Source organism: Solibacillus sp. FSL K6-1126 (assembly GCF_038003445.1).
GTDB classification, from domain to species: Bacteria; Bacillota; Bacilli; order Bacillales_A; family Planococcaceae; genus Solibacillus; species Solibacillus silvestris.
Genome location: NZ_JBBOPD010000001.1, coordinates 1,185,400 through 1,199,103, shown reverse-complemented (window position 1 = coordinate 1,199,103; position 13,704 = coordinate 1,185,400). Strand labels below are relative to the sequence as shown.

The 13,704-nt window shown below is 38.9% G+C and carries 13 protein-coding genes; all 13 read right to left on the bottom strand.

What is annotated here, in order from left to right; all coding sequences use genetic code 11:
• Position 1: 1 nt before the first annotated feature.
• The 13 genes from fliH to dprA all read right to left on the bottom strand — a co-directional run bounded on the left by fliH (position 2) and on the right by dprA (position 13,637).
• Complete coding sequence (gene fliH, locus MHH44_RS05725) at positions 2-799, bottom strand: flagellar assembly protein FliH (RefSeq protein ID WP_340798009.1); 798 nt, start codon at positions 797-799, stop codon at positions 2-4.
• Positions 792-1,805 carry a flagellar motor switch protein FliG gene (gene fliG, locus MHH44_RS05720; protein WP_065216424.1) on the bottom strand — a complete coding sequence of 338 codons (1,014 nt, stop codon included), beginning with the start codon at positions 1,803-1,805 and terminating at the stop codon, positions 792-794. Before fliG ends, fliH begins: the two co-directional genes overlap by 8 nt.
• A gap of 14 nt (positions 1,806-1,819) precedes the next feature.
• Positions 1,820-3,415 carry a flagellar basal-body MS-ring/collar protein FliF gene (gene fliF, locus MHH44_RS05715; RefSeq protein WP_340798008.1) on the bottom strand — a complete coding sequence of 532 codons (1,596 nt, stop codon included), beginning with the start codon at positions 3,413-3,415 and terminating at the stop codon, positions 1,820-1,822.
• A gap of 57 nt (positions 3,416-3,472) precedes the next feature.
• Positions 3,473-3,781: a flagellar hook-basal body complex protein FliE gene (fliE, locus tag MHH44_RS05710; protein ID WP_065216426.1), complete on the bottom strand. Its 309-nt coding sequence runs from the start codon at positions 3,779-3,781 to the stop codon at positions 3,473-3,475.
• A gap of 7 nt (positions 3,782-3,788) precedes the next feature.
• Positions 3,789-4,253, bottom strand: a complete 465-nt coding sequence (gene flgC / locus MHH44_RS05705; protein WP_065216427.1) for a flagellar basal body rod protein FlgC — start codon at positions 4,251-4,253, stop codon at positions 3,789-3,791.
• 2 nt (positions 4,254-4,255) lie between these two features.
• Complete coding sequence (gene flgB, locus MHH44_RS05700; RefSeq protein WP_065216428.1) at positions 4,256-4,648, bottom strand: flagellar basal body rod protein FlgB; 393 nt, start codon at positions 4,646-4,648, stop codon at positions 4,256-4,258.
• A 565-nt stretch (positions 4,649-5,213) separates the two neighbouring features.
• Complete coding sequence (gene codY / locus MHH44_RS05695) at positions 5,214-5,993, bottom strand: GTP-sensing pleiotropic transcriptional regulator CodY (protein WP_008403294.1); 780 nt, start codon at positions 5,991-5,993, stop codon at positions 5,214-5,216.
• Positions 5,994-6,081: 88 nt separating this feature from the next.
• Positions 6,082-7,473, bottom strand: a complete 1,392-nt coding sequence (gene hslU / locus MHH44_RS05690; protein ID WP_008403295.1) for an ATP-dependent protease ATPase subunit HslU — start codon at positions 7,471-7,473, stop codon at positions 6,082-6,084.
• Positions 7,473-8,015 (bottom strand): ATP-dependent protease subunit HslV, encoded by a 543-nt coding sequence (hslV, locus tag MHH44_RS05685; RefSeq protein ID WP_008403296.1) that lies wholly within the window; start codon positions 8,013-8,015, stop codon positions 7,473-7,475. Before hslV ends, hslU begins: the two co-directional genes overlap by 1 nt.
• Before the next feature lie 18 nt (positions 8,016-8,033).
• Positions 8,034-8,933 carry a tyrosine recombinase XerC gene (xerC, locus tag MHH44_RS05680; protein WP_065216430.1) on the bottom strand — a complete coding sequence of 300 codons (900 nt, stop codon included), beginning with the start codon at positions 8,931-8,933 and terminating at the stop codon, positions 8,034-8,036.
• A gap of 268 nt (positions 8,934-9,201) precedes the next feature.
• Positions 9,202-10,515 carry an FADH(2)-oxidizing methylenetetrahydrofolate--tRNA-(uracil(54)-C(5))-methyltransferase TrmFO gene (trmFO, locus tag MHH44_RS05675; RefSeq protein ID WP_014824495.1) on the bottom strand — a complete coding sequence of 438 codons (1,314 nt, stop codon included), beginning with the start codon at positions 10,513-10,515 and terminating at the stop codon, positions 9,202-9,204.
• An 18-nt stretch (positions 10,516-10,533) separates the two neighbouring features.
• Entirely contained in the window at positions 10,534-12,618 is a 2,085-nt protein-coding gene (gene topA / locus MHH44_RS05670; RefSeq protein ID WP_014824496.1) for a type I DNA topoisomerase, read from the bottom strand.
• Between the two features lie 125 nt (positions 12,619-12,743).
• A complete protein-coding gene (gene dprA, locus MHH44_RS05665) occupies positions 12,744-13,637 on the bottom strand; it encodes a DNA-processing protein DprA (RefSeq protein WP_340798007.1) in 894 nt (297 codons plus the stop codon).
• Positions 13,638-13,704 lie beyond the last annotated feature (67 nt).

Below are 13,704 nucleotides of genomic sequence, written 5' to 3'. Positions count from 1 at the left end.
ATCATTCCTTACTTTCGATTAGTTCGTATAACTGTCTGCGAAGCTCCTGCAACTGTTCATCTATTGAAACGACGATGCGTCCATGATTTGTTTCGATATAACTTTCCGAATCTAGTAAATCTTCATTGACAAATACCATAAACGGAACATTTACAGGAAACATTTCCGCTAATTCCTTTTGTTGCTCTGTTACAATCGGATGATATTTTGGCGAAACATATAATTTAATTTCCTTCATTTCACGTGCTTCTTTTAAACCACGTCGTACAATGGAAACGAATATTTCATCGTCACGGTCAAGTGTTGTATGAATGATGCGTTCTGCAGCTGATAATGCCAGTTCCAAAAGGACTGCCTCCTGTGACTCAATATAGGAAGCTGCATTTTTTTGTGCATTTGCCATCGTCTCATTTGCCGTTTGTAACGACTGTTGCATCGTTGCATTTGCCTTTTGTACGCCATCCTCATACCCTTGCGCAAAACCGCCTTCATAAGCTTCCTGCTGAAGAATGATTTTTTCTTCTTCCCACGATTGCTTTAACGCTTCAATTTCCGCAAGCTGCTCTTTTCGATATTGCTCAAATTCGACATTTTTCTGTTCGATTTCATCATTTGCCTGTGCCAGCATTTGCTGACGTTCAGCTTCAATGTCTATTGTTTTTTGTTGTGACAATTCCTCTATGCGTTCATCTTCCGTTTTCCCATAATGAATAGGCTCGAAGAAATTTTGAAGTTTAATTTCTACTATTGATGAATCTTCGGGTTGCTGTGCATTTGTTGAACGGATGATTTTAGACAATTACATCATCTCCTCCGCCACGTGCAATTATAATTTCTCCTGCATCTTCTAAACGTCGGATAACCGCTACAATTCGAGACTGTGCTTCTTCTACATCACGCAAACGCACTGGCCCCATAATATCCATTTCTTCACGGAATGTATCCGCCATACGTTGGGACATATTGCGGAAAATAATCTCTTTTACTTCTTCTGACGAAACTTTCATCGATAATAATAAGTCTTCGTTTTCACAGTCACGAATAACACGCTGGATTGAACGGTTATCGAGTGTAACGATATCTTCAAACACAAACATGCGCTTTTTAATTTCTTCGGCTAGTTCCGGATCTTGAATTTCAAGTGCATCAAGAATCGTTTTCTCAGTTTGACGGTCCACACCATTCAATACTTCCACGACCGCATCTACACCGCCTGTTTCTGTGTAATCCTGTGTAACAGTAGATGATAGTTTTCGCTCTAATACGGACTCAATTTCACTAATGACTTCCGGAGACGTCGATTCCATGATTGCAATACGCTTTGCAATATCCGCTTGTACTTCCTGTGGTAACGAAGAAAGAATAACCCCCGCTTGTCCTGGTTCTAAATAAGATAGAATAAGGGCAATTGTTTGGGGATGTTCATTTTGAATAAAATTGAAAATTTGTGCCGGATCTGCTTTTCTGGCAAAGTCAAATGGTCTAACTTGTAATGACGAAGTTAAACGATTCAGTATCGCCTGTGCCTGTTCAGCACCTAATGCTTTTTCCAGTACCGTTTTCGCATACCCGATACCACCTTGCGTAATATAATCCTGCGCAAGTGCAATTTGATGAAATTCTTCTATAATCTCTTCTTTGACAGTCGATTCCACTCTTTTAACACTTGAAATTTCCAGTGTCAGACGTTCAATTTCCTCTTCACTTAAATGCTTATATACAGAAGCCGAAACTTCCGGTCCTAGAGAAATTAACAGTAAAGCCGCCTTTTGCTTTCCTGATAGGTCTTTATCTTTCTTGGACACAGCGGAACCTCCTATTAATCTTCAGCAATCCAGCTACGCAATAGTTTCGCAAAATCTTCCGGCTTATCTTTAGCCATTTTCTCTAATTGCTTACGGCGTACAGTCGCTTCAGTTTCTTTTTCTTCGGAAATATCTTCTATTTCAATTAATTGCTGTTGCTGTTCTAAAATTTCCAGCTCTTCTTCATCTTGTTTACGTCGACGTGCACGTAGCACATTAATAACTAGTAATATAATTGCAACAACTAATATACCGCCAATTACCCATACCCACCATGGAATAACTGATTGTGGCTGATCTTCCGCTGTATCATTCCCTTGGAATTGCTGTACAGACACGACAATGCGATTTGCAATATCTTCGTCTGTCAGATTACCGGCAGCTTCTTGATCAATCGAAGTACGGACTATTGTCGATAAAATTTGTTCAATATCTGTGCGAACACCTTGATCGAACCCCTCTTCTGTATTTGGAGGGTCTACCATTACTTGAATACCCAAATTACGAATTTTGTAAGGACTTTCCTGTATCTCACGGCGAATGCGGTTAACATCATTGTTAATCGTCTCTTCTACTCGTTCATAATCGCCGTCACCGTTTGTTCCTTCTACATAATCTACAAAGTTATCTGTTACACTTCCTGCTTCAGTCGTGCCTTCTGCAGCTCCTGCAGCACCGCCCGAGTAAGTTTCTGTAATACGTTGGGCACTTATTTCAATGCCCTCCATATTCTCCTCATCAACAGGTCGGACCAGGTTTTCTTCGCGATTTTCTTTTTTAAAGTCAATATCGGCCGATACATTTACTACAACTTTATCCGGACCGATTAACGTACCGAGCATTTGCTGCACTTGGCGCTGCAAATCACGCTCAATTGTTTTCTTCACTTCCATTTGTCCAGTAACTGAATCTATTCCGCCGTTTCCATTTTCTGCTGAAGCCAGATCATAATATTCAGAATACTGATTCATGATCGTGATATTTTCTTTAGGTAAGTTCGGTATACTCATCGATACTAAATTAAATAACCCTTTAATTTGGTCGTCTGAGAACTTGTGTCCAGGTGCTGTATCCAATACAATTGCAGCCTGCGCTTCACCTTTGGCATCTTTAAGAAAGACTCCTTCTTCAGGTAAAGTAATCATGACACTTGCATCTTTTACTCCTTCGAATTTCCGAACTAAATTAGCCAGATCCGTTTCGATCGTCGCTTGTTTAATTACGTTAAATTCATTGTCTGTCATCCCAAAGCCTGCGTTAGAAGTAAAAAAAGACGTGTCAATTTCCCCAGAATCAGGATAACCCTGGGCTGCTAATGACACTTGTAAGTCCTGTACTTGATTTTCCGGCACTAAAATTACTGTCCCGCCATTTGTCACTTCGTACGTTACGCCTTGTGAAGCAAGAACTTCCGTAATTCTTCCTACTTCAGCTTGAGACATCTCAGGAAATAACTGAGCCATTGTCGTACGTGTTGAGAAATACGTAATTGCAGCTGCAATCGCAATGACAGCAATAAACGCCCCGATTAGTGCGCCTTTTTGATTTTTTGTACGACTTTGCCAGAAACCGGTTGAGTCGCTTTTAATTTTTGTAAGTCGTTCATTCATTATGAATCCTCCGCTTAAAGTGAATGCCCAACAATTCGTCAGTCGTTTTTCAAATCATTACACACTCATACGCATAATTTCTTGATAAGCTTCCACAGCTTTATTACGAACTTCAATTGTTGTGTTTAAAGTAACACTTGCTTTTTGTGCAGCAATCATCACTTCAAATAAATCAACATCTCCACCGTTAATTAATTTTTGAGTCATTGTATCCGATGTTTTTTGATGTTCAGTGACACTTGCAATCGCTTCTTTTAATGTATCCGCAAATTGCTGTTGGGCATTTGCAGGAGTCAGTTGATTCTGAACATTTACTTCATTCACAGATTGTGCAGGAGACATGAATGTTATTGGATTAATCGCCATTTAAATATCACCCTTTCCCGATTTCTAATGCTTTTGTCAACATGTTCTTGTTTGCATTAAAAGCAGTAATATTTGCTTCATAAGAGCGGCTCGCCGAAATCAGATCAACCATTTCTTTTAATACGTCAACATTCGACATTTGGACATACCCTTCTGCATTCGCATCGGGATGTGATGGATCATACATCAATTTAAAAGGGGTTTCCGTATCTTCTTTAATAGAACTTACTTTAACACCGTTACCGACACCGTTTTTTTCCGTTTTTCCGATTGCCATATTTAAAAAGTTAGAAAATTGGCCTTCCTGCTCTTTTAATGTGACAGATTTTTTCCGGTATGGCTCCCATTCTCCATTTACTTGCTTCGCTCTCGTTGTATCGACATTGGCAATATTGGAGGAAATTACATCCATTCGTAATCGCTGTGTCGTTAATGCAGAAGCTGTCGTATTCATACTATGAAAAATCGACATCGCTATCTTCCTCCTTTAACAACATTATTCAATGTTGAAAATTTACTGCTAACACGATCTATAAGCGCATTATAGTAAATGGTGTTTTCAGCCAGCTTTGCTTGTTCAGCATCCATGTTTACAGCATTTCCATTTGCTCTGCTGCGGAAGTTTTCATTTGAGTACACACCGTTGCTTCCAATATTAATTTTAAAATCATAATGCCTCGCATCTGTGCGATACGCAGGAATCGTGGCTTGCTTTGCATCATTTAATACGTCTTTGAAGCTTACTTCTTTTGTTTTATAGTTTGGTGTGTCAACATTCGCTATATTTTGTGTAATTGCTTTATTTTTCAATGTTGCATAGGAAAGTCCCTTTTCTAGGCTACTTATTGTCCCGCCAAATAAATCCAAATTTCTCACCTCGTTCATATTTCGCTAAAATTTGCGCACAGAAACTTAATAATACAATTGTAATTATATTAAACCTTAGTGTCTATCGACTTTAGTCCCTTTCGAATAGTCACAAGGAACTATTTTTATGTTTAAAAAATAACAGTTAACTATATATTAGTTCAAATATTTTTCGACATTTCATTTTATCCTATTATTTAGACCTACGTTAACATTATAGGTGAAAGAAAGTTATTATATAAATTTTAAATATAGATTTTCTATCTGGAAGAAATACTATTTAATTCCTTAAACATCATACATTAAATCCCTTTATATTAATATTTATATATATACATTTCATAAATTTGTAACAAATCGTTTGTCATATGAATTCTATCACCATTTAGGTCTAAAAGATATTTATTTTTTAATTTTAACAAAGACCTTATACCTAATTATATAATAAAAACTCTTAAAATACTCGTTCAAACTCTCGTCATTCGACAATTTTCTGCATTTTCTTAATTAAAAATAAATAAAAAAAAGCAAGGAGGAAAACCTCCTTGCTGTTTGTGAATATCTCTTACTTCATTTTAATTTCTGCTAAAGCGTTCAGGAACTTATCGTTTAATACTTTAATATATGTTCCTTTCATACCTAATGAACGTGATTCAATTACACCAGCAGACTCCAGTTTACGTAATGCGTTTACGATAACCGAACGCGTAATACCAACACGGTCAGCAATTTTCGAAGCAACTAGTAAGCCTTCGTTGCCATCTAATTCTTCAAAAATATGCTCGATTGCTTCAAGTTCAGAATAAGATAATGAATTGATTGCCATTTGGACAACTGCTTTTGAACGTGCTTCTTCTTCAATTTCTTCTGATTTTTCACGTAAAATTTCCATACCAACTACTGTTGCACCGTATTCAGCTAAAATAAGATCATCATCTTCAAATTGATCGCTAATACGCGCTAACATTAACGTACCTAAACGCTCACCGCCACCGATAATTGGAACAATTGTTGTTAAACCAGATGCAAATAGGTCTTTATTTTCCACTGGGAATGCAGTATGTTCATTGTTAATATCTAAATTGGAAGAAGTTTCTGTAATATTAAATAAGTTTTGTGTATATTCTTCAGGGAATTGGCGCTCTTCGAACATTTTCTTGATGCGCTCATTCTCGATTTGTTGGTGAATTGAAATGCCAAGCAACTTACCTTTACGGCTTACGATAAAGACGTTACTTTCGATAATATCGCCTAAAGTATTGGCCATCTCTTTAAAGTTAACTGGTTTACCAGCAGATGCTTGTAACATTGCGTTGATTTTTCGTGTTTTTGTTAATAAATTCATTTCTGTTTCCTCCTACGGAACGTTTCGTTTTAATTCACTTAATATTCTAAAGGTTTTTACAATTTAAAGATACTAATTCAACTTATACTTAAAGAATAAATTGCGATAAATCTTTGTTTTTTACTATATTCGCCAATTTTTGATCGACATAGTTCGGTGTAATGTCGATATGAGCGGGTGCAATTTCCGAAGCTTCAAAGGAAAGTTCCTCAAGCAAGCGTTCTAAAATGGTGTGCAGTCGGCGTGCACCAATGTTATCTGTCTCCTGATTTACTTCTGTTGCAATTTCCGCAATACGTTCTATCGCTTCGTCCGTAAAGTTCAGCGTAACACCTTCTGTTTCAAGCAATGCTTTATACTGCAATATTAATGATTGATCTGGTTCTTTTAAAATACGAACAAAATCATCTTTCGTTAACTTTTCGAGTTCGACGCGAATCGGGAATCGTCCTTGCAATTCAGGAATAAGATCGCTCGGTTTCGATATATGGAAAGCACCTGCTGCAATAAAGAGCATATAATCCGTTTTTACAGTGCCGTATTTTGTCGTAACTGTGGATCCTTCCACAATCGGTAATATGTCACGCTGAACGCCTTCACGGGATACTTCCGCCGATGAAGAACCTTTGCTTGCAATTTTATCGATTTCATCAATAAAAATAATACCAGCCTGTTCTGCACGCTGGATCGCCTCACTAGACAATGCATCCGTATCGATCAGCTTGTTTGCTTCTTCTTGTGTTAATAAACGACGCGCATCCTTTACTTGGACTTTGCGTTTTTTTGTCTTTTTCGGCATTAAATTAGATAGCATATCTTGCATACCGTTCGCATTATCCATATTCATACCAGGCATTGCATCAAAAAGAGATGGGGCATTTTCCGTTACTTCTATTGTTACCCATTGCTCTTCTAATTTACCGTCTTTTAAATCTTGGGTAATTTGCGCACGTCGTGTACGAATTTCCGGTTCATCCTGATTTGCTGTATCTTCTTGAGATGACTCTTTTTGTCCGAACAGCATTTCAAAAGGATTTTGCGTAAGCTTTTCTTTCACTTTAGAGGGTACAAGCAGTTTAACGAGTATATCATTCGCATTGCGCTCCGCCTGATCCTTTACTCTTTCGAACATTTCGTCCTTCACTAGTCGACGAGAAGCTTCTACCAAATCGCGTACCATTGATTCGACATCACGCCCCACATAACCGACTTCCGTGAACTTTGTCGCTTCCACTTTAATAAACGGAGCATTCGTCAGTTTTGCGATTCTGCGTGCAATTTCTGTTTTACCTACCCCGGTAGGTCCAATCATTAAAATATTTTTCGGTATAACTTCTGTTTTTAATTCTTCGCTTAATAAAGAGCGGCGATACCGGTTACGCAACGCAACTGCAACTGCACGTTTTGCTGTTTCCTGGCCAACAATATGTCGGTTTAATTGTTCCGTAATTTGTCTTGGTGTTAAATTGATCACAGTCATTATAATACCTCCAAGATAATATTATGGTTTGTAAACACACAAATATCCGCAGCGGTCGTCAGCGCAGCCTCTGCGATTTCTTTTGCCGATAAATGATCGCCCGCATGTTTTTTTAATGCTCTGCCAGCTGATAATGCATAGTTTCCACCTGACCCAATTGCTAAAATGCCATCGTCCGGCTCAATGACTTCACCAGTACCTGAAACAAGGAGCAATGTTGATTTATCCATTACAAGCAGCATCGCTTCCAGTTGACGGAGCATTTTATCTCCTCGCCATTGCTTCGCTACCTCTACCGAAGCTCTTTGCAGGTTACCATTATATTCATTCAGTTTTGCCTCAAACATTTCGAATAATGTAAAAGCGTCCGCAACAGAACCTGCGAAACCTGCCAGTACTTTCCCATTAAACAGACGTCTGACCTTACGTGCCGTATGCTTCATTACAACTGCATTTCCCAATGTCACCTGACCATCACCAGCCATTGCGCATTCACCGTTGTGATGAATAGCGAAAATCGTTGTCGCATGAATTTGACCCATTCTTTATTTCCTCCTTAACTATGCTCGCGGATGACTATTCATATATGTCTTTCTTAAAGCTTCCTTCGTTACATGAGTATAAATTTGAGTTGAAGATAAATTGGCGTGCCCAAGCAATTCCTGGACTGTACGCATATCTGCCCCATTATTCAATAAATGCGTAGCAAATGTATGTCGCAACATATGTGGATAAATTTTCGTATGCATACTGGCATTGTCAATCATCTCACTTAATATATAACGCACACCACGGGTAGTAAGTTCGCCACCGCGCATATTGACAAAAACTTTCTGATGATTTTCCTTCTTCATTAATGTCGGACGTACTTGTTCTATATAACGTATAAGTGCATCATGCGCATATTGACCGAACGGAATAATTCGCTCTTTCCGGCCTTTTCCCATTACACGGACGATATTGTAATGAAAATCGATATCCGTCAGTTCCAAACTGACACACTCGCTCACACGCATTCCAGTCGCATAAAGAAGTTCCAACAGCGCCATATTACGAATTTGAATCGGCTCATCGCCTTCATTTTTCTCGAATAGTTCCTTCAATTCTTCCTCATAAAAAAAGCTCGGTAATCGCTCTTCCTTTTTCGGATGATAAAGTGAACGAAACGGAGCATCATCAATATTCTGTTCTCGATTTAAAAAACGGAAAAAAGAACGGATCGATGAGATTTTCCTGGAAATTGAAGTTCTTGCTTTTTGTTCATCATAAAGCTTTGTTACATATAGACGTGCATGGATATACTCAACTTCTGCAATTTTTTGGATACCCTCAGCGTGCAAAAATGCAAAAAATTCTTCTAAATCAGAAGTATATTCGCGAACAGTATGTAGGGAAAAGTTTTTTTCTAGTTGCACGTAGCGAATAAATTGATCAAGCTGACTTTGCAAATTTTCATCCATCGTGTATACCCCCTGTTATTGCAAAAGAGAAATGATGTTGTATGAATAAATATGTTCATTTTCCTACTAAAAAAACACACATATTGACACTATACCTATTATGAATACTTTTCAAGTAAAATTTGCTGGAGTTATTCAACTTCTTTGTATTATTCGACAAATTTCGCAATATCATGTCAAGCAATTCTTATTTTTATAGTCATTTACAAAAAATCACCGCAAAATTAAAAGCCCCTAAAGTATAACAATCTTTAAGGGCTTTACGCAATTAAATTGCCTGATTATTAATAAAATTCTGAATTGCTTCTAATGCGCGGTTAGCATGGCGTTCAGCACGCTCAGGCTTTGATTTAATGCGTTCACCAAATTCCGGGAAAATCCCGAAGTTCACGTTCATCGGCTGGAAGTTTTTCGCATCTGTATGAGTAATGTATCGAGCCATTGCACCTAATGCTGTTTCATGCGGGAAGTAAAGTAACTCTTGACCTAACGCCATGCGAGCTGCATTAATTCCGGCAATCAGACCACTGCCGGCAGATTCTACATAACCTTCAACACCTGTCATCTGACCAGCGAAGAAAAGGTTTGGACGCGCTTTCAACTGATATGTCTGTGTCAGCACTTTTGGAGAATTGATGAATGTATTACGGTGCATTACGCCGTAGCGTACAATTTCCAAATTTTCTAAACCCGGAATCATCGAGAATACACGTTTTTGTTCCGGCCATTTTAAATGTGTTTGGAAACCTACTAAATTATAAAGTGTCCCCGCTGCATCATCTTGTCGTAACTGAACTACAGCATATGGACGCTTATCCGTTTTCGGATCTTCCAGACCAACCGGTTTCATCGGTCCGAATGTCATCGTTTTTTCACCGCGTGCGGCCATTACTTCAATTGGCATACACCCTTCGAAATATTTTTCTTTTTCGAATTCTTTTAGCGGTGCACATTCTGCTGTAATAAGTGCTTCACGGAAAGCATCAAATTCTTCTTTCGTCATCGGACAGTTCAAGTATGCCGCTTCACCTTTGTCATAGCGTGATTTCAAGTACACTTTATCCATATTGATCGAATCTTTCTCAATGATCGGTGCTGCAGCATCATAGAAGTACAAATAGTCTTCCCCTGTTAGGCCTTGGATTTGTTTTGCCAATGCTTCAGAAGTTAATGGACCTGTTGCGATTACTGTAATGCCTTCTGGAATTTCAGTTACCTCTTCATTGATTACCTCGATTAACGGGTGGTTTTTCACCTTTTCTGTTACGATTCCTGCAAATTCATGACGGTCAACGGCTAACGCACCGCCGGCAGGTACAGAACTATTGTCTGCTGCTGCAATAATAACAGAGTCCAATTTACGCATTTCCTCTTTAATTACACCGACAGCATTTGTCAGTCCGTTTGCACGTAAAGAGTTTGAGCATACAAGCTCTGCGAATTTATCTGTATGATGTGCCGGTGTTTGTTTTACTGGTCGCATTTCATATAAACGTACCTTCACACCGCGCTTTGCAATCTGCCAAGCTGCTTCTGAACCGGCTAAACCTGCACCAATTACATTTACTACTTGTTGTGTCATTTTTGTTACCTCTTCATTTTATTGTGACGGTGTTTCTTCATAATCACATTCACTGTTAGTACACTGAATCTGAACACCTTTTTTCAATTTCTTCTCTACTAATAATGCACTACATTTCGGACAAGGTCTACTAATCGGCTTATCCCATGATACGAAGTCACATTCCGGATACTGATTGCATCCGTAAAAAATGCGCTTTGTTTTGGATTTACGCTCGACAATTTCACCTGTCTCACATGAAGGACATTTAACGTCGATCGGTTTTACAATCGCTTTTGTATTGCGGCAATCCGGGAAGTTGGAACAAGCCATAAATTTCCCGTAACGTCCAAGCTTGAATACCATTGGCGCACCGCACTTTTCACAGTCTTCACCAGCAGGCTCATCTTTAATTTCGATTTTTTCCATCACTTCATCCGCATATTTTACCCGCGGTTCAAAGTCTTTGTAAAATTCATCGATGACATTTACCCATTGTGTAATGCCTTCTTCAATTTCATCCAGATTTTGCTCCATCTGTGCGGTAAATTCAATGTTGATGATTTCCGGGAAAAATTCCAATGTTGCTTGATGAACGATTTCTCCAAGTTCTGTTGGTACAAAGCGTTTTGCATCAAGCTGAACATAGCCGCGCTTTTGGATTGTATCCAGTGTAGGGGCATATGTCGATGGACGACCTATACCTAGCTCTTCCAATGTCTTTACTAGACGCGCCTCCGAATAGCGAGGAGGTGGCTGAGTGAAATGCTGTTTCGGTTCGATTTCAAGTGATTTCACTTTATCGCCGATTTCCATTTCAGGTAAAAGCTTATTCGTTTCTTCTTCCTGATCGTCTGTACCCTCAATATAAAGTTTCATAAATCCGGCAAATTTCACTTGAGATCCGTTCGCACGGAATAATACGTCATTGTTTTGCAAATCAACTGTTACAGTATCGAGTACAGCTGGAGACATTTGACTCGCGATAAAGCGTTCCCAAATTAAACGATACAGTCGCAGCTGGTCACGGCTTAAAATCGCCTTAAGCTCCTCTGGTGTACGCATCGCACTTGTTGGACGGATCGCTTCATGGGCATCCTGTGCATTTGCCTTCGCTTTTGCCTGTTTTTGTTCTCCGGCAATGAAATCTTTGCCGTATTTTGTTTCGATATATGACTTAGCCTCTGTTTTTGCCGTATCGGAAATACGAGTCGAGTCAGTACGCATATACGTAATTAATCCGACTGCACCTTCTTTTTTGCTTAGCTCGATACCTTCATAAAGCTGCTGGGCAAGCATCATTGTCTTCTTGGCGCGGAAGTTTAATTTACGTGCGGCTTCCTGTTGGAGTGAAGAAGTCGTAAAGGCTGGAGAAGCATTGCGTTTCCGTTCTCTTTTTATAACATTCATTACTTCAAATTCTGAGCCTTTTATACCTTTTAATATATCTTTAACTTGTTGTTCATTTGTTAATTTAACTTTTTCTTTACCGTTTCCGTAATAAAACGCATCGAATTGCTTTTTGTTTTTTTCGAAACTTGCATCGATCGACCAATATTCTTCAGGCTCAAAGCTTTTGATTTCATTTTCGCGGTCAATAATCAAACGCAATGAAACGGATTGTACACGTCCTGCCGATAAGCCTTTCTTTACTTTTTTCCAAAGGATCGGGCTAATATTGTAGCCTACTAGACGGTCTAAAATACGACGAGCTTGCTGTGCATCGACTAAATCCATATTAATCGGGCGCGGGTGCTTGAAGCTCTCTAAAATTGCTTCTTTCGTAATCTCGTTAAATACGACGCGGCAATCTGAATTAATATCAATGTTCAAAGCAGTGGCTAAATGCCATGCGATCGCTTCCCCTTCACGGTCTGGATCGGCTGCGAGATAAATCTTTTTCACTTTTTTTGCTGCTGTTTTCAGTTCCTGAAGTACCGGACCTTTACCGCGAATCGTAATATATTTTGGATCATAATTATTTTCGGTATCGATTCCCATTTGACTACGTGGTAAATCACGTACATGTCCAATCGAAGCTTTTACTTTATATTTTTTTCCTAAATATCGTTCAATTGTTTTCGCCTTTGCAGGTGATTCAACAATTACTAAATAATCTGCCATCTGTTGTCCTCCTTATAGAGGTATAGTTATTTTTCTTATATTCACGCACATGAAGCTGTCCATGTATGTCAAAGCTTTTCCTGTTGCAAAATGTATAACAGATTGGCTAATATTGCAACTTTTTTTCAACGCGAATTTGAAAACAATTGGATTTCCTCTAAGATTTGAAAGCCATCCCACACTGGAATTGCACCTTCTTTTATTAATTTATTTGTCCCTCGTGACTGCTCGCTAAAAATATTTCCCGGCACTGCAAAAACATCTTTTCCTTGCTCAAGAGCAAGCTCTGTTGTGATAAGTGTCCCGCTTTTGAGTGCGGCTTCCGTTACGACCAGTGCTTCACACAATCCGCTAATAATCCGGTTTCGTGCAGGGAAATGCCATTTTTGCACACCTACATAGGGTGGATATTCTGTTATGAGTAAATGCTCACTTGCCATATATGCATTCAGCTCTTTATTTTGTGGTGGGTAGCTATGGAATAAGCCATGGCCTAAAACACCTATCGTCTTTCCACCATATCGGATTGTTGCTTCATGTGCAAGTCGGTCGGCACCTTTTGCAAGACCGCTCACTATGATATATTGCTCACGAATTAATGGGGGAAGGATGGATTTCAATACGTTTTCACTATAGCTAGTCGCTGCTCTCGAACCGATGACCGCCATCATTTTCGGTCTGTTCAGCAGCTGAACATCACCTTTCGCATATACAACAGCAGGTGCATTGTACAGCTGTTTTAAGCGTTCCGGATATAAAGGGTCCGTATAAGGAATGGGCGTAATATTATGTTGGTCATAATATATTGCCATCGACCTTTGTATGAGCTCTTTATAATGTTTTATGAGCTGTGCGGCTTTTTCTTCTCTTATATTTAGCTGGCTCGCTAAAAATTTTGGCGAAATATGCAGTATTTCGTCGAAATCATCTGTAATTTTCATTAAATTTCGGACTTTTTCCCAGGAGAGAGGAAGAATATAATGCAGTTTCAATAATTGTTCATTTGCTGGATTGGTCATATCAACACTCCTTTTTAATAGAAGAAATTCAGATGACCGCAGTTTTAAGTGTGAGGTAAGCATCGTG

Bases quoted from the DNA above. Each gene is read 5' to 3' on its own strand.
- trmFO (WP_014824495.1), bottom strand. From the start codon at position 10,515: ATGACACAACAAGTAGTAAATGTAATTGGTGCAGGTTTAGCCGGTTCA.
- codY (WP_008403294.1), bottom strand. From the start codon at position 5,993: ATGAATTTATTAACAAAAACACGAAAAATCAACGCAATGTTACAAGCA.
- dprA (WP_340798007.1), bottom strand. From the start codon at position 13,637: ATGACCAATCCAGCAAATGAACAATTATTGAAACTGCATTATATTCTT.
- fliF (WP_340798008.1), bottom strand. From the start codon at position 3,415: ATGAATGAACGACTTACAAAAATTAAAAGCGACTCAACCGGTTTCTGG.
- fliE (WP_065216426.1), bottom strand. From the start codon at position 3,781: ATGGCGATTAATCCAATAACATTCATGTCTCCTGCACAATCTGTGAAT.
- flgC (WP_065216427.1), bottom strand. From the start codon at position 4,253: ATGTCGATTTTTCATAGTATGAATACGACAGCTTCTGCATTAACGACA.
- hslV (WP_008403296.1), bottom strand. From the start codon at position 8,015: ATGGGTCAAATTCATGCGACAACGATTTTCGCTATTCATCACAACGGT.
- hslU (WP_008403295.1), bottom strand. From the start codon at position 7,473: ATGACTGTGATCAATTTAACACCAAGACAAATTACGGAACAATTAAAC.
- xerC (WP_065216430.1), bottom strand. From the start codon at position 8,933: ATGGATGAAAATTTGCAAAGTCAGCTTGATCAATTTATTCGCTACGTG.
- topA (WP_014824496.1), bottom strand. From the start codon at position 12,618: ATGGCAGATTATTTAGTAATTGTTGAATCACCTGCAAAGGCGAAAACA.